The following is an 18,504-nucleotide window of genomic DNA, read 5'->3' as shown; positions in this document are numbered from 1 at the left end:
ATCTCGAGAGCCGTCTGTTCGGGAGCAGGTTTCTTCAACATGTCCCAGTGAATCACAAACCCCCAGCAAGAGCCAGGGGTTTGTCAGCAGTCTGAAGGGCCGGTTTCCCGGCCCTTGTCTTACGCGGCGTTGTCGACCGCCCATTTCCTGAGGATTTTCGCTGCGCGTTCCTCGTTGATCTCGACCATGCGGGCGAGCTTGCGCTCCGGCCCTTCCTTGACGCGGCGGTTGAAGCTGCCGTCGTCGTCGCCGAGGCTGAGGAGATCTTCCGTGCTGTCGAAGCCGAAGTCGGAGCCGAAGCCGTCCATGAGGGCTCCGCCGCCGGCATCGCCCGCCGGGGCGAAATCCGGAAGCTCGAGGCCGGCGCTTTCGAGCGAGGTGTCGCCGGCGATCGCCGTGCCGCCGCCGGTCAGGCTGCGGACCATCGGACGGACACCCATCCAGATGACGAGGAAGGCGACGACCACGAAGGCGAGCGAGTTGATGATGCCGGCCAGATTGCGGCTCAGCATGTCCATGATGCGGACGCCCGAACCGGTTTCTTCCAGGAGTTGGTTTTCGAGGAAGTCCATCGCCGTGACCGTGACGACGTCTCCGCGGGTGGTGTTGGCGCCCGCCGCCGAGGCAACGATCTTCTGCATTTCGGCGAGATAGGCGTCGATCTTGGCCTGGTCTGCGGGTTCGCCGACCATCTTGGCGATGCGACCCTTGTTGACCACAACGGCAATCGAGAGCTTTTCGACCTTATAGCTGTTGCGCGTGGTCGCCGTGGTCTTGCTGTTGATCTCGTAGTTGGTCTGCTCGTCTCTCTTGTCGGACTTATCCTGCGAGTCCGGGCCGTTTGAGCCACCGGTCGGGGGAGCGGCCTGCGGAACGTTCTGCTGAACGGTCGTGGCGTTGTCGTTCGATTTCTGCTGCGACTGCGACGCTTCCTTCGTCGAGCGGACGGAGCGTTCGACCTTGGATTCCGGATCGTAGACGGTTTCCTGGATCTGCTGGGCATCCGTGTTCAGATCGGCGGTGACGCTGGAGCGGAAGTTGTCCATGCCCAGGAATGGGGAAAGCGCCTTGTCGATGTTCGCTTCCATCTCGGACTGAACGTTCTGGACGATGCCGAGCGAGCGATTGAAGTTGCCGTTGGTGGCGTCGTCGCCCGACGCGAGCAACTGTCCGGCGGAATCGAGAACGGTGACGTCAGCGACATCAAGCCCCGGCACGGCCGAGGCGACGAGATGACGGATGGAGGTTGCCGCGGCGCGGCCGGTCGAGGCACTCGCTCGAAGCATGACGGATGCCGTCGGCTTCTGCTCGGCCCGGCGGAAGTTGCCGACTTCCGGCATGACGATGTGGACGCGCGCCGCCGATACGCCCGAGATGGATTGGATCGTGCGGCCAATCTCACCCTCCAGCGCGCGGACGCGGGTGACTTCCTGCATGAAGGAAGTGAGGCCGAGCGAGCCGACCTTGTCGAAGAGTTCGTAGCCGGCGTTGTTGCTGTTCGGCAGACCCTTTTCCGCGAGCAGCAGGCGCGACTTGCCGGTCATGCCGGCCGGCACGGTGATGCTCGCGCCGTCGGCACCAACCTGGAATGCGATATTCGCCTCGGCGAGCGCGATGCTGATCTGGTTCAGATCGGACGATTCGAGCCCGACATAGAGCGTTTCTTGAGCAGGCTTATTGACGAGTAGAGCGGCGCCGAGAATGAGCGCCACGGAAACAACCCCGACACCGGCCAACGCCAGCAGGCGATTCCGCCCAAGGGAACTAAAGTTCCTAACAACCTGAAGTAATTGATTTAACAGATTCATTCTGTTCTCGCACGATCTTTACAGACAAAGCAGGCCTATCGCCTAATTTGACCTATAGAAGCCGAAACTTGTGCGAGCGTTTCGTATTGACGTTTCAGTAAGAGGGCCGGCTAGAAGAAATCGAAGTCGCCGGCGGCCTTGTTGATCGGCTGGGAATGACCGTGGCGCATGCCGCCGCCACCCAGTGCGCGCTGCATTTCGCTGAGCTTCACGAGGCTGAGCGCCGTGGCAACGTCGACCATCCAGTCATTGGATATCTCGCCGGTTATCGTGTCGATGAATTCGGCGATGCCGCGTGCCTTCTGCACGGCAAGGTCGATCCCCTGCAGGACCTTCATGCTTTCCGGTGCGTTCAGCAGATTTTCTCCGCCTATCTCCAGAAGCTGGGGTTCGATGCGCTCGATCAGATAGGCGACATCGTGCAGTTCGGACACGACCCGCATCAGAATATCGGGCAGCGCTTCGATCGGCGACGGGTGATCCGCCTGTGCATTCACGTTCATTGGGACCTCGGCTCAGAAGAATTCGATACTGGTTTCAACTGGCTTCTGCGGAGCAACCGGACGCTGCTCGAGCGCGACGGTCTTCTGTGTTTCGGCACCGGTGAGCGGATACTGCCGAGCGCGGCCGGAGACCGGCCAGAACTCGAGCTTGCGTCCGTGATCGCCGCCGGTGCTGGAACCGACGATGGGGATGCCCTCATCCTTCAGAAACTGCGTGGCAAAAGCGGCATTCTGCTCCCCGACATTCGAGAATGTCGAGATCGTCTTCGCTCCTCCGAAGATCTTGGCTTCCAGGCGGTCGCGACGCGCGCCCTGCTTCAGGAGACCGTTGATCAGCAGTTCCATGAGATGCACGCCATAGCGCGTCGCATCTCCCCCCGTCATGGGCGTCGTGGCATTGCCCGGCAGCAGGAAGTGGTTCATCCCCCCCACGCCGGCCACGGGATCCCGTAGGCATGCAGCCACGCACGAGCCAAGTATGGTCGTCAGAACCGCGTTCGGATCATTCAGGACCTTCCATTCGCCCTGAATGATATGAACACGGCGGGCCGCAACCTCGGTCGTCATTTCAGCGCTCCAAATACGGCTTCGATCGCCGCCTTCATCTTTTCGATGGTGAAGGGCTTGGCCAGAACGTTGTTCGCTCCGAGCGCGGCCGCCTTGGTCACCAGCGCGCGGTCGCCCTGCGCGGTCAGGATGATGAAGGCCGCCTTCTTGGTCGTCGGATTGCTGCGCACCGCCTGCAGCAGGCCCAGGCCATCCATCTTCGGCATGTTGAAGTCGGAGATGACGAGGTGGTGCGGCTGCTGGGCCATGATCTTCATGCCCTGTTCACCGTCGCCTGCCGACGTGATCTGCTTGAAGCCGAGCTGGGTCAGCGCATCGCTGAGCAGCAGGCGGCTGGTGACCTGATCGTCGACGATCAGAACTTTGATTTTTTCCGCGAGTGACATTAGTCAGTTCCTTCCTTTCGGGCGGTCATCTTTAAAATTTCTTCGCCAATGGCATTGAGTGGCAACTGTTGTTCGACAGCGCCGAGTTCGAAGGCTACCCTCGGCATCCCGTAGACCACCGAGGTCTTTTCGTTCTGTCCGAGGGTACGTGCGCCTGCATGGCGCATTTTCAGGAGACCGGCGGCGCCGTCGCGCCCCATGCCGGTCAGGATCACGCCGACAGCATTGCGACCGGCAAGCTCGGCGACGGAATCAAAGAGAACGTCGACCGAGGGCCGATGCCCATTCACGGGCTCGCGTTCCAGAAGGCGGCAGCAGGGCGCCGATGCATTGACCACCTGCAGGTGCCGTTCACCGCCGGGCGCCAGGTAGATCTTGCCGATTTCGAGGCGCGCTCCATCCGTCGCTTCCTGCACGACCGGCGCGCAGAGGCGGTTCAGTCGCTCCGCGAAGCTCTTGGTGAAGGTCGACGGCATATGCTGCGTGATGACGGTTGGCGGGCAGTTGGCCGGGAATTTCTGCAGCACGGCAATCAGCGCTTCCACGCCGCCGGTCGACGAACCGATCGCCACCACCTTGCGACCGACACGATAATCGGCAACCGCCGGCGGCGGCGCGACGGGCTGCGGCGCCATGACCGGGCGGCGCTGCGAGCGGGCGGCGGCCTTCACCTTTTCGGCGAGGTCGGCGAACGGACGGACATCACCCGGCTGCGGCTTGCTGACGCAATCGAACGCGCCGATCTCCAGCGCCGCCAGGGTCGCGTTGGTGCCGCGATGGGTCAGCGTCGAGACCATGATCACGGGCATCGGGCGAAGACGCATGATCTTTTCAAGGAATTCGAGGCCGTTCATGTTCGGCATCTCGATATCGAGCGTCACGACATCGGGATTGAGCTTCTTGATCGCCTCGCGCGCTTCCATGGCATCGCCCGCCTGGCCGATGACATCGACCTCAGGATCGGATTGCAGCACAGCGGTGATGAGACCGCGCATGGTCGGAGAATCGTCAACAACGAGAACGCGTGCCGCCATGCTCATCCCCTCCTCCCAAGGCCCTTGGTCGTATACCGGTACGTGGTGATGCCGATATTGTCGAAGACATTCTTGGAATCGCCGGATACGCGCTCGGAATGGCCGATATAGAGATGGCCGCCCTCGGGCAGGAGCTCGGAGAAGCGCGACCAGATCTTCATCTGCGTCGGCTCGTCGAAATAGATCACGACGTTGCGGCAGAAGATGACGTCGAACTTGCCCTTGAACGGCCACTGGGCCATCAGGTTCAGCTCGTTGTAGGTGATGAGCCGCTTGACGCGATCATCGACCTGGAACTTGCGCCGGCCATCGATATTGACTTCGCTGAACCACTGCTTGCGCATCGCGGGCGACACGGTTTCGAGCGCGTTTTCGTCGTAGGCCCCGGCACGGGCAATGGCGAGGATCTTCGGATCGATGTCGGTCGCCAGGATCTTGAAATCGTAGTCGGCGATATTCGGCATCATCGACAGCACGGTCAGCGCGATCGAATAGGGCTCCTGCCCGTCGGACGAGGCAGCCGACCAGATGCGCACGCGACCGCCCGACTTGGCACGCTGCAGGAGTTCCGGCAGAACGTGGTCGCGCAGATGCTCGAAATGATGGTTCTCGCGGAAGAAGCGCGTGAAATTGGTGGTCAGATGCGACAGCATTTCGCGGCGCGGCGCGGCGCCCGCGGGTGAAGATACCAGCGAACAGTATTCGCGGAAGCCCGACAGGCCGAGATTGCGAATGTGCTTGGAGAGACGCGAATAGACCAGCGATGCCTTGGTCTCGTTGAGGAAGATGCCCGCATCCGAGTAGATCATCGCGGCGATTTCCGTGAGGTCGCGGCGCGTCAGCGGGTATTCGCCGCTCGCCAGAACCTCGTCGGGGCTCCCCGGTCTTACATCCTTGGCACTCAAGACACTCATGCAGCTTCGCTTTCCGCGTCAGGGAATATGGCTTCAAGTTCCAACAGGCAGATCAGACGTTTTTCGATCGCCATGATCCCGCGCGCGAACTGACGCTGCAGCTCGGACGCGATCTCTGGAGTTGGCTGTACGTTGTCTTCACTAACAGTCAGTATATCCGACACCGCATCTACGAGCAGACCGACCACTTTTCGGTGAACTTGCGCCACAATAATCACATGGCGCTGCGTCGGCTCGGTCGGCTTCATGCCGAGACGGGCAGAGAGATCGATGATCGGCAGCACCGCGCCACGCAGGTTGATGACCCCTTTCATGTAGGAGGGCGAGTGCGGCATGGCCATTGCTGGCGTCCAACCGCGGATCTCGCGAACCGACATGACATTGACGCAAAACTCCTGATCGCCGACGCGGAACGCGATCAGCTCGCGGTCCCCTTCGTTCAGACTTTTCACGGTATAGGACATGGTTTAACCCGCCGCCGCCAAGGATACTTCCTGTCTCAGCGCCTGGCCGCGCGATGCGCCCACGACTGCGTCGACATCGAGAATGAGGGCTACGCGACCGTCGCCCAGGATGGTTGCCGCGGCGATGCCGGGAACGTGGGTGTAGTTCGCCTCGAGGCTCTTGATGACGACCTGACGCTGACCCTGGATCGCATCGACCATCAGCGCGCGCTGACCGCCGCCTTCGGATTCGACGAGCAGGGCGACACCTTCGACCGGATTGGCCTGGGTGGCGCGGAAGTTCAGGATGCGACCGACATCGACCAGCGGGCAGAAGGAGTTGCGGATCGAGATCAGACGATGGTTCGCGCCGAAGGAGTGGATGGCCGAAGCCTCCGGCTGCAGCGTTTCGACGATCGCGGTCAGCGGAACGACGAGCGTCTGGCCGGCGACCGTGACCACCATGCCGTCGAGGACGGCGAGCGTCAGCGGCAGGCTCATGGTGAAGACGGAGCCCTGGCCGGGCTTCGAGGTGATGTTGATGCGACCGCCGAGCGCCTGGATCGAGCGCTTGACGACGTCCATGCCGACGCCGCGACCGGAGATGTCGGAGATCTTGTCGGCCGTGGAGAAGCCCGGCGCGAAGATCAGGTTGTCGATTTCCTCGTCCGTCAGGTTGGCGTCCGGCGAGATCAGGTCGTTGTCGATGGCCTTCTGCTTGACGCGCTCGCGGTTAATGCCGGCGCCATCGTCCTGCAGCTCGATCAGGATGCGGCCCGAACGATGCTTGGCGGTGAGCTTGATCGTGCCCTCGGGATCCTTGCCGGCGGCGGTGCGCTTTTCCGGGCTTTCGATGCCGTGGTCGACGGCATTGCGGATCATGTGGGTCAGCGGTTCGGCGAGCTTGTCGATAACCGTCTTGTCGACTTCGGTGTTTTCACCTTCGGTCACGAGGCGGATCGACTTGCCGACCATGTCGGCGACTTCGCGGACGATACGCGACATGCGCTGGAAGACCGGCTTCACCGGCTGGGCGCGGATTGCCATGACCGAATCCTGGATCTCGCGGGTGAGCTGCTGCAGCTCCTCGAGGCCCATGTTGATGGAGGACGTGCCGGTCGTGTCGTTTTCAATGACGCTCTGGGAGAGCATCGCCTGGTTGATGACAAGTTCGCCGACGAGGTTGATCAGGCGATCAACGCGATCGAGATCGACGCGGATGGTCTGGCCGGCGGCGTTGGCGGCGGCATTGTTCTGGGCAGCGGCGGCGGCAGCGGCCGCATTGGCGGCGGCGGCCGATTCCTTCTTCTCGACGCGGGCGGCGGCGGATGCGATCTGCGTCACATTCGAGGCCGTTTCCGCGGCGGCGACAGCGGCCGAGGCATCGCTTTTTTCGGAAGCCGGCGCCTCGGGCCCGTCATCCAGCGCCGAGAGGTCGAAGGGAACGGGCACCATCGGCAATTCCTCGGCCGGAGCGGCCTCGGTTTCGGCAGCGACCGCGGTAATGGTCAGATCGCAATCCCACTCGGCGAATTCGAAGACCGTGCGGATCGCATCCTCGCCCTTGTCGGTCTTGAGCGTGATGACCCAGTAGAAATAGGCGGCTTCGGGGTCGAGCTCGTCGAGGGCCGGCAGCGCATCCATATTGCAATAGATGCTCATCTCGCCAAGGCGGCTGAGGTCGCGCAACAGCAATGTCGCGTCGTTGCCCTTGGAGTAGAGTTCGAAGCGCGGCTTGAAGGTGATCTCGAAGGTCTCGTCGTCACTGAAGTCGTCGAACGAGAACGGGATCGGCTCGAAGCCACTTTCGTCGGTCGGCTTGACGGCTGCGACGGCAACCGGCGCGGGGGCGGCGGGCGCAGGGGCTTCGAAAGCGGCCGATGGCGATGGGAGTTCGCCGTTCGCGAGCGCTTCCAGCTCCTTGACGAGGCCACGGCTGCGGCTCTCGTCGACGCTGCCGCCATCGCGGGCGGCATTCGTCAGGTCCGCGAGCACGTCGGCCGACTTGAGCATGACCTTCAGGACATCCTGGGTCGGCTCTAGCTTGTTGGAACGAACGCAATCAAGTGTGGTCTCGAACACATGGGCGAAAGCGACAAGATCGTCCAGACCGAAGGCGCCAGCGCCGCCCTTGATCGAGTGAACGGCGCGAAATACCGCGTTGACGGTTTCCGGATCACGATCGCCATCATTCATTTTCAGAAGACCGGATTCCAGTTCCGCGAGCTGTTCCTCGCATTCCTGGAAAAAGATCTCTTTGATTTCGTTCATATCCATAAAAGAAATTCCTGAGTTTAAGCGGTTACGCGCTCAATGGCATCGATCAGCTTGGCAGGGTCGAAAGGCTTGACGATCCAGCCGGTGGCACCGGCCTGGCGTGCGCGATTCTTCTTCTCGGCATCGCTTTCGGTCGTCAGAACCAGGATCGGAATGGCACGGTACTTGTCGTTGCGGCGAACGCCCTCGATGAAGCCGAAGCCATCCAGACGCGGCATGTTGATGTCGGTGACGATGACGTCGGGATTGGAGCTTTCCAGAACCTCGAGACCTTCGACGCCGTCTTCCGCCTGGATCGTCTCGAAGCCCGCATTGTTGAGGGTCACGAGCAGCATGTTCCGGATCGTCCGTGAATCATCCACGGTCAGCACTCTTTTCTTCATTACTTAATCTCCTTGGCGAGCAGCGGGTGAACGTCCACACCGATCAGCTGCATGGTTTTTTGAAACGCGTCCGAAACCTTGGTGAAGGTGAACGCAAGCTTGTCCTGGTCCCAGGTCTTGGCGGCGGACATCAGCACCTGCGCGCCGAGAGCGCCGACGCGCTCGACCGCGGATGCGTCGATCGACACAGCGCTGCCACGCATCGACAGGAACTTGTCGCGCAGGGCCGAGGCTTCGTTGAGGTCAATGGTCGCCGCCAGATTCAGCGTCTTCCCACTCTTTTTTGCTGCCATCAGACTTTCCCTCTTTGCTGATTGGCGCCCAGCGAATGTGAGCCGCCGTCATTCTTCATTGCTTCAGTATGCATTTCGCCTACCTCCGAGACTTGCGAGCGGAGGGCCGAAATCGAAAGCCGCGTCGTTTTCCTCGACAGCCCACCGGGCGGGCTGCACATCGACGGCGCGAGCGGGCCTGATATCGGCCTGCTCGGCACGACCGCGGGCAATGCGGAACTCGCGGACCGTGCGGCCAAGCTCGACGATGACGGTGTGGAGATCGTCGGCGCCATCGGCCGAATGCGATGCGGCGCCGGCGCTTTCGGCGACGCGCGCGCCAAGGCCCTTGACGTCGGTGGTGACCGCGTCGAGCACGGAAGCGTTGTCGCTGGTCTGGCTGGCGACCGAGGCGATGGCGGCATTGATATCGGTGACCTGGCGCACGATGCTGCCGATCGAATCCTGCGTGCGACCGACCATCTGCACGCCTGCATCCACCTGTGACTTGGTGGTGGTGACCAGCGTCTTGATCTCGCGGGCGGCGTCGGCGGAGCGTTGCGCCAGAGCGCGCACTTCCTGCGCCACGACCGCGAAACCACGGCCGGAATCACCGGCGCGCGCGGCCTCGATGCCGGCGTTGAGCGCCAGGAGGTTGGTCTGGAAGGCGATTTCGTCGATGGCACCGATGATCTGGCCGATGCGCTCGGCGGATTGCTCGATATCGGCCATGGCGGAGATGGCACGGCCGACGACCTCGCCGCTTGCTTCGGCCGCCGCGCGCGTGGATGCCGCGGCATCTTCGGCCGCACGGCTGCCCGCGGCGCTGCGGCGCACGTTTTCGGACAGATCGGCGAGTGTCGCGGCGGAGGCCAGCAGCCGCTCGGCATGACCCGAGGCATGGCCGGAAAGGTCGCGGGCGGACTGGCCGAGCACCTGCACCGATGCCTCGGCCTTCAAGGTACGCTCGCTGATGGCGCCGAATTCGGCCTGAAGCGCTTCAAGCGCGCCGTTCAAGGCCAGGGCGATATCATTGTGTGGACCGTCCTCGGTGACGACGGCGCGGGCCGTCAGGTCGCGGGCGGCGAGACCTTCGATGACATCCGAAAAGACGCGCGCAACCTCGGCCCTGTCACTGTTTCGCTGATCGGCGATCTGGCGCTGCTGGGCGGCACGCAAGGCGTTGAAGCGCAGCGACACGGCAATCTCGACATCGACCATGACAAGGCGGATGAGCGCGGTCATGAGATCGGCGATTTCGCGTTTGCGACGCTTGACGCTGGGCAGGAAGGACGAGCCGGCGAGCTCATCGGCAAGGCCGGCAACGATATGTTCGAGGACGACGCCGTGGCCGGCGACATGCCAGCGAGGGTCCAGTCCCATCTTGCTTTCGGAATCGGACAGGACCTTGACGCGCTCGGCGTAGAGGCTGTCGAACCGCGCATCGGTCAGCACATCCCAGTGCGACGTCTGCAGATCATGGAGCCGATCGACCTGACGCTCGCTCTCGAAATTGCGGGCGGCATCGGGGAACGACTGGAAACGCTGGAAGAGATCGCGAAGGCCCGAGGTCAGGTGCTGCTGGAGCGCCGGGCGATAGCGCCGCACCATCTCGCACTGCTCGGCATCGAGGCCGGCAAAGCGCAGGCGGTCACGCAGGCTGCCCGCCTGTGCTCCACGATCCTGATCCGATGGCATGTTCTGCCGCAACGCCTGTCCCCAACCAATGCCCGGGCACGCGGCCCGAAGAGAACTCAAGCCTCCAGACACCAACACACATGCGACCGGGCCTGACGCGGGCTAACGCCAGCGTTCGGACCTGTGCCGAGCAGTGCGGACTATCGTAGAGCTACCTGAGAGATCGATACCGGATTGAGCCGGTACGGCGGTTCGGCGTCATGCCTGCTAGGAACGCTAAAATTTTCCCATTCCGACGTGTAGTGCAATGTTTATGGTTAATTCCTTGCCTGAAGGTTAATACCGATTTTATGAATGTCGGCTTTCGGAGCAACGCGAATAACCATCTATGAAATACTGGTGTAGCGTTGCGCCGCTGCTACAAGTTCGAAGCAAGCTTCGTGCTATATCCCCCGCAAATCACGACATGACGTCATAGGGATTGAGCAATGATTGTTCTGGGTTTGGGTGCATGTTTTCTTGCCGTGGCTGTTCTCACGGCCGTCGCACTTCTCGACCGTATTGAAGCGGGCCGCATCGCCATGCCTGTGCGGGTGCTTTGAATTCCCGTCATAAAACGACAGCAATGACCGTGTTTAACCATTAAGCCGGCGAAGCGTTTACGCATCGGCCGGCGATGATTTTTTTAGCATACGGAAGTCAGACGAATGTCCCCACGCCTCGGTATTCTCATCATTATCGGCGTGACGCTTTGGCGCGTCGTCACATTGGGCTTCGACAACACCGACCTGTTTGTCGACGAATCCCAATACTGGTTCTGGTCGCAGAACTTCGACTTCGGCTTCTTCTCGAAGCCACCGATGATCGCCTGGGTGATCCGCGCGGTGACCGAGCTTTCGGGATCGAGCGCGATCTTCTGGATCAGGGTCTCCGGTCCGCTCGTTCACATGGCGACCGCGCTTGTCCTGATGATGATCGCCAAACGCTTCGTCAGCCGCGATATCGTGGGCTGGACCGGGGTTACCTATATCACCCTGCCCGGCGTCGCCCTTTCTTCCGTCTTCTTCTCGACCGACGTCATCCTCCTGTTCTTCCTGGCGATCGCTCTGTTTGCCTATTTCGGCCTGACCAAGCAGCGTTCGATCGGCCTGGCGCTCCTGATGGGCGTGGCCTTCGGCTGCGCCTTCCTGTCGAAATACGCGATCCTTTTCGTCGTTCCCGGCGGCCTGATCGCATTGCTGCTTCTGCCGATGGCGCGGATCGGCTGGCGCGACTTCTTCATTTCGGTCGCGGCCGCGATCGTTGTGGCGGCGCCGAACGTCTGGTGGAACGTCACCCATGACGGCACGACGATCAAGCACACGACCAGCATCGCCCGCTGGGGCGAGATGAGCCTCAACTTCGGACAGGGAATCGAGTTCTTCGCCGCGCAGTTCGGCGTCGTCGGGCCGATCGTGTTCTTCGCGATGCTCTGGGCGGTCTACCGTGTCCTGAAGGGGCAAGGCAGCGCGATCGAGAAACTGCTCATGTGGCTTTCCGTTCCGGTCGTGCTCCTGATCACGCTCCAGGCGCTGATCGGCAAGGCCTATGCCAACTGGGCCGTGACCGCCTATGTCGCCGGCACGATCCTGGCCGTCTGGCTGCTGCATCGAGTCTGGCCCAAGGGACTGCGCGTGTCTTTCGCCATCAACGGCACCGCCAGCCTGCTGTTTCCGCTTGCCGCCATCTTCGCGAACCAGCTGGTGCTGCCGAACGGCACCGAAGTGATGAAGCGTTATCTCGGCCGCAGCGCGGTCAGCCGCGAAGCCGCCGATCTGGCGCGTCAGGCGGGTACCGGGATCCTCGTCAGCGACAACCGCGACATGCTGGCGGACATGTACTACACGCTCAGAGACGAACCGCTGAAGATTTACGCGCGGCCGCCGGCGGGGGCACCCGACAACTACTATGAGCAGACCTTCGCCTTGCCCGCCGATGTCAGTGAAGACGTGTTGTTCGTGACGACACAGCCCTTCGATTGCGCCGAAACGCCGCAGACCATCAAATCGTGGCAGCCAAGCGGCGGCTATTATCGCGGAAAAGTGATCTACGCCTACAAGGCCAAGGCAAGCTGCGTGGCGGCCCGCGAGTAACGTCTCACTCGGTTGCTGACTGGAGGCAGATGCAGGTGCCCTTGCCTTCGACCTCGATGAAGGCAACGCCCCCGTTTTCAAAGGCCAAGCGCAGTTGCGCCTCCGTCGCGCGATGCAGTTCGTGATGCATTCCCTCGTAGTCGCGAATCGTGCTGCGGGAGACGGCGGCATGATCGGCGAGGTCGACCTGCGTCCAGTCCAGCAACCCCCTGGCAGCGCGGCATAGAGCGGGAGTTAGAATTGTTTCTTTCGCGCCTTGACCCATAATGTCAAACCACCCATATTGGTTGATATAAGCCATATATGTCATAATTAAAACGGAATTTCCAGCCGGGAGACTACGGATGCCAGAAGCGACACCTTTGATTTCCACGATCGTCGGGGGTCTTGTGCTCGCGTTCATCCTCGGTGCCCTGGCCAACCGGCTGAAGATGCCGCCTCTGGTCGGCTATCTCATTGCCGGCGTTCTCGTTGGGCCATACACGCCCGGCTACGTGGCGGACCAGAACCTCGCGCCCGAGCTCGCCGAGATCGGCGTCATCCTCCTGATGTTCGGTGTCGGCCTGCACTTTTCGCTCAAGGATCTTCTGTCGGTGCGCGGTATCGCGGTACCGGGCGCGATCGTGCAGATCGGTTTCGCCACCCTGCTCGGCTGGGGACTTGGCGCGATGATGGGATGGTCGACGGGCGGAAGCCTCGTCTTCGGCCTCGCTCTTTCCGTCGCGTCGACCGTCGTGCTCCTGAAGGCATTGCAGGAGCGGCGGCTGATCGAGACGGAACGCGGCAAGATCGCGGTCGGCTGGCTGATCGTTGAAGACCTTGCCATGGTGCTCGCGCTCGTCCTCATCCCGGCGGCGGCCAGCATCGGCAGCGAACAGGGGACCGTCGAGCCCTTGTCGGCCGCGATCAACCGTATATTCGGCCTGGACATGGGCATCGGCGGCATCATCGGCATGACGCTGGTCAAGGTGGCGCTCTTCGTCGGCGTGATGCTGGTCTTCGGTCGGCGTCTCATTCCCTGGACGATGCACCGCATCGCCCACACCGGTTCCCGCGAACTGTTCCGCCTCGGCGTCCTGGCGATCGCTCTTGGCGTCGCCTTCGGCGCAGCCAAGCTGTTCGGCGTCTCGATCGCGCTCGGCGCCTTCTTCGCCGGCATGGTTCTGGCCGAAAGCGAGCTCAGCCATCGGGCGGCGCAGGAAAGTCTGCCGCTGCGCGATGCCTTCGCGGTTCTGTTCTTCGTTTCGGTCGGCATGCTGTTCGATCCGAACATCCTGGTCGAACAGCCGATCCAGCTGCTGGCCACCGTCTTCATCATCGTCATCGGCAAGTCGCTGGCCGCCTTCCTCATCGTGCTGCTGTTCCGCAAGCCGGTGGGCACGGCGTTGACGATTTCGGCCAGCCTGGGCCAGATCGGTGAATTCTCCTTCATTCTCGCGGCACTCGGCGTGGCGCTCGGACTGCTGCCGCAAGAAGGCCGCGACCTGATCCTCGCCGGCGCCATCATCTCGATCATCCTCAACCCGTTGCTCTTCTATGTCTGCGACAAAATTCGGCCACTGCTGGAGGCGAAGCGCGAGGAGCATCACGCCGAGCCGACGACCGCGGAAGCCGCGAGCGAAGCAGCGGAAGAGCCCCTGATCGTTCAGGACGAGGTGCATGCGACCAAGCTTTCGGGCCACGCCATTCTCGTCGGCTATGGCCGGGTCGGCAGCATCGTCGGGCAGAACCTGAAATCCTCCGGCACGCCCTTCGTCGTCATCGAAGATTCCGACAACCGGATCACCGCGCTTCGCGAGCAGGGTATCGAGGTGGTCAGCGGCAACGCCGTGACGCGCGAAGTGCTCGATCTCGCCAACCTCCAGGGCGCACGAAGCCTGGTCATCGCCATTCCCAACGCTTTCGAGGCATGCCGCGTGGCCGAGCAGGGCCGTGCGGTCAATCCCGGCGTGCTGATCGTGGCGCGCGCGCATTCCGACGCCGAGGTCGAAGAGCTGAAGCAATACGGCGCGGACACGGTGATCATGGGCGAACGCGAAATCGCCATGGGCATGCTTGACCGGCTATCCCAAGTGCATCATGACAGTGCACCCTATGAAGTCGAGACCGAGGCTGGTATAAGCGCGGCTGAGGAAACGCCTTCCCCAGAGAAACAATGAGAGAACTTTGCGCCGTTGAGCCGGTTCGAGATTGAAAATCCGCAGGATGACCAGATGAGGTTCGATACGCGCCGCATGAGCGGTCGCGTTGCCGTCTCGCTGGTCGTCGCGGTCTTCGCCTATCTCGGCCTGCTGTTCGGCGGCAATCTCGTGCTGGGTCCCGCACGTGGTCCCAACGCCGTCTCGTCCTCGAGCAGGGATGGTCAGCCGCAAGAGGTCAGCGCCCACGAAATCGTGCGCGGCATGCTGGCCGCGGAGCGCAAGTCCGCCCAGAGATACGCGACCTTTGCGTCGGGCGATGCGGCGACGGTGGATCAGCCGCGCATCGAGCGCGCGGTTCTCGTTTCACTCCCGCTTTCGCAATCAACGTCCTCGGCCTTTCGCGCGCCTGACGCGAAGCCTTACGATTCGCACGGTCCGCCTCGGCTCGCGGCCTGACGACACGCGCCTAGCCCGGCGCCCTCCATTGCATTTTCGACACGCCCGCCTGCGCTCGAAGCGCAGGCTCAAGCGTTATCAAGGATAGACAACACAATGCGCACCTCACCATGGCTGGTGGCCACCTATACGGTGATCATTCTCCTCGGCATTCTGATCGCCCTGCCGAATGCCCTGCCGCAATCCACCTTGCAGAGCCTTCCCTCGTGGCTCCCGCGCCAGCAGGTTTCGCTCGGCCTCGATCTTCGCGGCGGCTCGCACCTCGTTCTCGAGGTCGATGAAGCCGACTTGACGCGCGAGCGTCTGCAATCGCTGCTGCAGGACGCGCGCCGCGTTCTGCGCGAGAAGAACATCCAGACGAAATCCGTCGTTCGCAACCAGAACCAGATCGTCGTGGCGCTGAACGACCCGTCGCAGACCAACGACGCCATCACCCAGCTCAAGACGCTCGGCAACACGATCGCGACCGGCCTTTCCGCCGGCCAGTCCGATCTCGCGGTCACGACCAGCGGCGGCAACATCATCGTCGCCTTCTCGCAAGCCGGTATCTCCAGCAACGTCGATTCCGCCGTCCAGCAGAGCCTTGAAGTCATTCGCCAGCGCGTCGACCAGGTCGGCGTGGCCGAACCGACGATCCAGCGCGTCGGCGGCAACCGCGTTCTCGTGCAGCTGCCGGGTGCGCAGGATCCGACCCGCCTTCGCCAGCTTCTCGGCTCGACCGCCAAGATGTCCTTCCATATGCTTGCGCCGAACAATGCTCCCGGCCCCGGCGTATCGATGCTGAAGGATGACGAGGGCAACACCTATCCGGTTCTCGACCGTGTCGAAATCTCCGGCGATCGCCTCTCCGACGCCCGCGTCAGCTTCGACCAGAGCCAGCAGCCCGTCGTCAGCTTCCGCTTCGACAGCGCCGGCGCGACCCGCTTCGCCGAAATCACCCGCCAGAACGTCGGCAATCCCTTCGCCATCGTTCTCGACGACAAGGTGCTGAGCGCGCCTGTCATCCGCGAGCCGATCACCGGCGGCTCCGGTCAGATTTCCGGCAACTTCTCGGCCGAGACGGCCAACACGCTTGCCGCCATGCTGCGCGCCGGCGCGCTTCCGGCCAAGCTCACCGTCATCGAGGAGCGCACCGTCGGTGCCGACCTCGGCGCCGATGCGATCCAGATGGGTATCTATTCCGGCATCGTCGGCTTCATCCTCGTCGCGGCCTTCATCTTCCTGCTCTATGGAACCTGGGGCATTCTCGCCAACGTCGCGCTACTCATCCACACGATCCTGACCTTCTCGGCCCTGACGCTCGTCGGTGCCACGCTGACGCTGCCCGGCATCGCCGGCGTCGTGCTCGGCATCGGTCTCGCGGTCGATGCGAACGTTCTCATCAATGAGCGCATCCGTGAAGAAACCCGCAAGGGCAAGGGCGCGTTCGCGGCCATCGACACCGGCTTCCGCCGCGCCTACTCGACCATCATCGACGGCAACATGACGGCGCTTATCGCCGCCGCCATCCTGTTCTGGTTCGGCTCCGGCCCGGTTCGCGGCTTCGCGGTCACCATGGCGCTCGGCCTGATCATCTCGATGTTCACCTCGGTCGCCTTCGTTCGCGTCTCGATGATCGAGATCACCCGCCGCTTCAAGCTGAAGACCATCAACATCAAGCCGCTGCTGCCGGTCTTCTACCCTTACGACAAGCACATCCAGTTCATGAAGGCGCGCTTCTTCGGCGTGACCGTCTCCGCGCTGCTGTCGCTCGCATCGGTCGTGCTGTTCATCACTCCGGGCCTCAACTATGGCGTCGACTTCCGCGGCGGCATCCAGATGTCCGTGAAGACGCAGGACGCGACCGATCTCGGCCGGTTCCGCGAAAGCCTGAACAGCCTCGGCCTCGGCGAGGTTTCGCTGCAGTCCTATGGTGACAACAACACCATGGCCGTGCGTGCCCAGCGCCAGGATGGCGGTGAAGAGGCGCAGACCGCGGCCGTCACCAAGCTCAAGGAAGAGATCGTCAAGATCGACCCTTCGGCAACGGTGCTTGGGACCGATGTCATCGGTCCCAAGGTCAGCGGCGAGCTTGCGTGGGCGGGTATCCTGTCCGTCGTGATCGCCAGCCTCGCGATGCTGCTCTACATCTGGTACCGCTTCGAGTGGCCGTTCGCGGTCGGCGCCATCGTGACGCTCATTCTCGACGTGACGAAGTGCATCGGCTTCTTCGCGCTCACCGGGCTCGACTTCAACCTGACCGCCATCGCGGCGATCCTTACGCTGGTCGGCTACTCGGTAAACGACAAGGTCGTCGTCTACGACCGCATGCGTGAAAACATGCGCCTCTACAAGTCGATGCCGCTGCGCGAGCTGATCGACAAGTCGATCAACGAAACGCTGGCCCGAAGCATCTACACCAACGTCACCGCCTTCCTCGCCCTGCTGCCGATGGCAATCTGGGGCGGCAGCGCGGTGTCGAGCTTCGCGATCCCGATGGTGTTCGGCATCGTCGTCGCGGCGGCATCGTCGGTGTTTATCGCGGCGCCGATCCTGCTGTTCCTCGGCGACTGGCGTACGCGCCACCGCGCCGCGGTTTCGACCAACGACGACAAGGTCGACATCATTCCGCCGAGCTCGCGCAAGTCGGCAGGCTGAGCCAACGATCGACCTTTTCAGGTTGCTTCCGTGAAATTGATGCGGGCGCCGGTTGCAGAACCGGCGCCCGCTTTCTATTCTCCGCCCGGGCTGAAGCGCGTCGCGATCCCCCGGATTCGCGTCACGCTTCAAGTCCGGTTTTGTCGCATGTCGTTGCCGCAAAACCGCTGCACACTTTGCGCGACATGCTTTAGGGCGGGCGAGGCGATATATGTCATCATCGACGACAGAGACCGACGAAACGCGCATCAAGCGCTTCCTCGCCATTGCCTCGCACGACCTGCAATCGCCGCTGCGGCACATCGCGATGTACGCGGAGATCCTTCTCGACGAGATCGGCGACAGGGTCGATGGCGAACACCTGGAATATCTGAGGACCATTCTCGCCAAGACGCAGGCCGCGCAGGAGCTGACGAAGGGGCTGATCGGCTTCGCATCGGGTACGCCCAGGCTTGCGATCAGGGATGTCGATACGCGGCTGCTCGTCGGGCAGATCTGGGCGGAACTGCGCTTCGAGGTCGATGCGCCGAAGGCGACGATCGAGACGGGCGACCTGCCCGGCGTGCGAACCGATGCGGGCATCCTGGGACTGGTGCTGAAGAACGTGATGGCGAACGGGCTCATGCACCGCGCGGATGCGGATGAGGCCTGTCGGCTGACGATCGAGGCGGAGGCCGACGCCTCGCAATGGGCGATCCATATCGCGGACAATGGGCCGGGCATCGCGCGCGAGCATCAGGAGAACATATTCACCGCCTTCTGGAGCCTGCAGCCGGAGGGTGCCGCGAGGCGGCCGGGCCTCGGGCTGGCGGCCGCGCGTGAACTGGTGACCGCGCTCGGCGGCTCGATCTCGCTGCAGACCTCGGCCGAGACGGGAAGCCGCTTTACCATCCGCCTGCCGGTACAGTGACAC

The 18,504-nt window shown here is 62.5% G+C and carries 17 protein-coding genes; 5 read left to right on the top strand and 12 right to left on the bottom strand.

The features are described 5' to 3' along the window. Positions 1–119: 119 nt before the first annotated feature. From fliF to GGQ67_RS18320, 11 genes are all read right to left on the bottom strand, one after another. Complete coding sequence (gene fliF / locus GGQ67_RS18370) at positions 120–1,808, bottom strand: flagellar basal-body MS-ring/collar protein FliF (protein WP_183901570.1); 1,689 nt, start codon at positions 1,806–1,808, stop codon at positions 120–122. A gap of 110 nt (positions 1,809–1,918) precedes the next feature. Further along, the gene (gene cheT / locus GGQ67_RS18365; protein ID WP_183901569.1) at positions 1,919–2,311 is read right to left on the bottom strand and encodes a chemotaxis protein CheT; all 393 of its coding nucleotides are present in this window, start codon (positions 2,309–2,311) and stop codon (positions 1,919–1,921) included. Between the two features lie 12 nt (positions 2,312–2,323). Continuing rightward, positions 2,324–2,878, bottom strand: coding sequence for a chemoreceptor glutamine deamidase CheD (gene cheD, locus GGQ67_RS18360; RefSeq protein WP_183901568.1), 555 nt, complete (start codon positions 2,876–2,878; stop codon positions 2,324–2,326). After that, entirely contained in the window at positions 2,875–3,264 is a 390-nt protein-coding gene (locus GGQ67_RS18355) for a response regulator (protein ID WP_183901567.1), read from the bottom strand. The genes cheD and GGQ67_RS18355 overlap by 4 nt, the downstream gene beginning before the upstream one ends. Continuing rightward, positions 3,264–4,304, bottom strand: coding sequence for a protein-glutamate O-methylesterase CheB (gene cheB, locus GGQ67_RS18350; protein WP_183901566.1), 1,041 nt, complete (start codon positions 4,302–4,304; stop codon positions 3,264–3,266). The genes GGQ67_RS18355 and cheB overlap by 1 nt, the downstream gene beginning before the upstream one ends. Next, entirely contained in the window at positions 4,301–5,212 is a 912-nt protein-coding gene (gene cheR, locus GGQ67_RS18345) for a protein-glutamate O-methyltransferase CheR (RefSeq protein ID WP_183901565.1), read from the bottom strand. Before cheR ends, cheB begins: the two co-directional genes overlap by 4 nt. Further along, positions 5,209–5,676, bottom strand: coding sequence for a chemotaxis protein CheW (locus GGQ67_RS18340; protein WP_183901564.1), 468 nt, complete (start codon positions 5,674–5,676; stop codon positions 5,209–5,211). The genes cheR and GGQ67_RS18340 overlap by 4 nt, the downstream gene beginning before the upstream one ends. Before the next feature lie 3 nt (positions 5,677–5,679). Beyond that, positions 5,680–7,932, bottom strand: a complete 2,253-nt coding sequence (locus GGQ67_RS18335) for a chemotaxis protein CheA (protein ID WP_183901563.1) — start codon at positions 7,930–7,932, stop codon at positions 5,680–5,682. A gap of 17 nt (positions 7,933–7,949) precedes the next feature. After that, entirely contained in the window at positions 7,950–8,315 is a 366-nt protein-coding gene (gene cheY1, locus GGQ67_RS18330; protein ID WP_183901562.1) for a chemotaxis response regulator CheY1, read from the bottom strand. Beyond that, on the bottom strand, positions 8,315–8,608 hold the full coding sequence (locus GGQ67_RS18325) for an STAS domain-containing protein (protein ID WP_183901561.1): 294 nt from the start codon (positions 8,606–8,608) through the stop codon (positions 8,315–8,317). The genes cheY1 and GGQ67_RS18325 overlap by 1 nt, the downstream gene beginning before the upstream one ends. A gap of 63 nt (positions 8,609–8,671) precedes the next feature. Further along, entirely contained in the window at positions 8,672–10,285 is a 1,614-nt protein-coding gene (locus GGQ67_RS18320) for a globin-coupled sensor protein (RefSeq protein ID WP_183901560.1), read from the bottom strand. 647 nt (positions 10,286–10,932) lie between these two features. Here GGQ67_RS18320 and GGQ67_RS18315 point away from each other — a divergent pair. After that, positions 10,933–12,357 carry an ArnT family glycosyltransferase gene (locus tag GGQ67_RS18315; protein WP_183901559.1) on the top strand — a complete coding sequence of 475 codons (1,425 nt, stop codon included), beginning with the start codon at positions 10,933–10,935 and terminating at the stop codon, positions 12,355–12,357. 4 nt (positions 12,358–12,361) lie between these two features. Here GGQ67_RS18315 and GGQ67_RS18310 read toward each other — a convergent pair whose 3' ends face one another. After that, a complete protein-coding gene (locus GGQ67_RS18310; protein ID WP_183901558.1) occupies positions 12,362–12,667 on the bottom strand; it encodes a helix-turn-helix domain-containing protein in 306 nt (101 codons plus the stop codon). Between the two features lie 34 nt (positions 12,668–12,701). Between GGQ67_RS18310 and ybaL the strand changes: the two genes are divergently transcribed. The 4 genes from ybaL (at position 12,702) to GGQ67_RS18290 (ending at position 18,501) form a co-directional block, all read left to right on the top strand. Further along, positions 12,702–14,516: a YbaL family putative K(+) efflux transporter gene (ybaL, locus tag GGQ67_RS18305; protein ID WP_183901557.1), complete on the top strand. Its 1,815-nt coding sequence runs from the start codon at positions 12,702–12,704 to the stop codon at positions 14,514–14,516. A 54-nt stretch (positions 14,517–14,570) separates the two neighbouring features. Next, on the top strand, positions 14,571–14,954 hold the full coding sequence (locus tag GGQ67_RS18300) for a hypothetical protein (RefSeq protein WP_183901556.1): 384 nt from the start codon (positions 14,571–14,573) through the stop codon (positions 14,952–14,954). 96 nt (positions 14,955–15,050) lie between these two features. Then, a complete protein-coding gene (secD, locus tag GGQ67_RS18295) occupies positions 15,051–17,591 on the top strand; it encodes a protein translocase subunit SecD (protein WP_183901555.1) in 2,541 nt (846 codons plus the stop codon). Positions 17,592–17,802: 211 nt separating this feature from the next. Then, positions 17,803–18,501, top strand: a complete 699-nt coding sequence (locus tag GGQ67_RS18290) for a sensor histidine kinase (RefSeq protein WP_183901554.1) — start codon at positions 17,803–17,805, stop codon at positions 18,499–18,501. Positions 18,502–18,504: the final 3 nt, after the last annotated feature.

This window comes from Rhizobium metallidurans, from assembly GCF_014196505.1.
GTDB lineage: Bacteria > Pseudomonadota > Alphaproteobacteria > Rhizobiales > Rhizobiaceae > Rhizobium > Rhizobium metallidurans.
The sequence above is the reverse complement of the archived record's forward strand: the minus strand, read 5'-3'. Positions and strand labels throughout refer to the sequence as shown.

What these genes read in the sequence shown, in the direction of transcription:
- GGQ67_RS18340 (WP_183901564.1), bottom strand. Translation starts at nt 5,676, where the DNA reads ATGTCCTATACCGTGAAAAGTCTGAACGAAGGGGACCGCGAGCTGATC.
- GGQ67_RS18315 (WP_183901559.1), top strand. Translation starts at nt 10,933, where the DNA reads ATGTCCCCACGCCTCGGTATTCTCATCATTATCGGCGTGACGCTTTGG.
- GGQ67_RS18300 (WP_183901556.1), top strand. Translation starts at nt 14,571, where the DNA reads ATGAGGTTCGATACGCGCCGCATGAGCGGTCGCGTTGCCGTCTCGCTG.
- GGQ67_RS18310 (WP_183901558.1), bottom strand. Translation starts at nt 12,667, where the DNA reads ATGACATATATGGCTTATATCAACCAATATGGGTGGTTTGACATTATG.
- GGQ67_RS18320 (WP_183901560.1), bottom strand. Translation starts at nt 10,285, where the DNA reads ATGCCATCGGATCAGGATCGTGGAGCACAGGCGGGCAGCCTGCGTGAC.
- GGQ67_RS18325 (WP_183901561.1), bottom strand. Translation starts at nt 8,608, where the DNA reads ATGGCAGCAAAAAAGAGTGGGAAGACGCTGAATCTGGCGGCGACCATT.
- cheB (WP_183901566.1), bottom strand. Translation starts at nt 4,304, where the DNA reads ATGAGCATGGCGGCACGCGTTCTCGTTGTTGACGATTCTCCGACCATG.
- secD (WP_183901555.1), top strand. Translation starts at nt 15,051, where the DNA reads ATGCGCACCTCACCATGGCTGGTGGCCACCTATACGGTGATCATTCTC.
- fliF (WP_183901570.1), bottom strand. Translation starts at nt 1,808, where the DNA reads ATGAATCTGTTAAATCAATTACTTCAGGTTGTTAGGAACTTTAGTTCC.
- cheT (WP_183901569.1), bottom strand. Translation starts at nt 2,311, where the DNA reads ATGAACGTGAATGCACAGGCGGATCACCCGTCGCCGATCGAAGCGCTG.
- GGQ67_RS18335 (WP_183901563.1), bottom strand. Translation starts at nt 7,932, where the DNA reads ATGGATATGAACGAAATCAAAGAGATCTTTTTCCAGGAATGCGAGGAA.
- cheD (WP_183901568.1), bottom strand. Translation starts at nt 2,878, where the DNA reads ATGACGACCGAGGTTGCGGCCCGCCGTGTTCATATCATTCAGGGCGAA.
- cheR (WP_183901565.1), bottom strand. Translation starts at nt 5,212, where the DNA reads ATGAGTGTCTTGAGTGCCAAGGATGTAAGACCGGGGAGCCCCGACGAG.
- GGQ67_RS18290 (WP_183901554.1), top strand. Translation starts at nt 17,803, where the DNA reads ATGTCATCATCGACGACAGAGACCGACGAAACGCGCATCAAGCGCTTC.
- cheY1 (WP_183901562.1), bottom strand. Translation starts at nt 8,315, where the DNA reads ATGAAGAAAAGAGTGCTGACCGTGGATGATTCACGGACGATCCGGAAC.
- ybaL (WP_183901557.1), top strand. Translation starts at nt 12,702, where the DNA reads ATGCCAGAAGCGACACCTTTGATTTCCACGATCGTCGGGGGTCTTGTG.
- GGQ67_RS18355 (WP_183901567.1), bottom strand. Translation starts at nt 3,264, where the DNA reads ATGTCACTCGCGGAAAAAATCAAAGTTCTGATCGTCGACGATCAGGTC.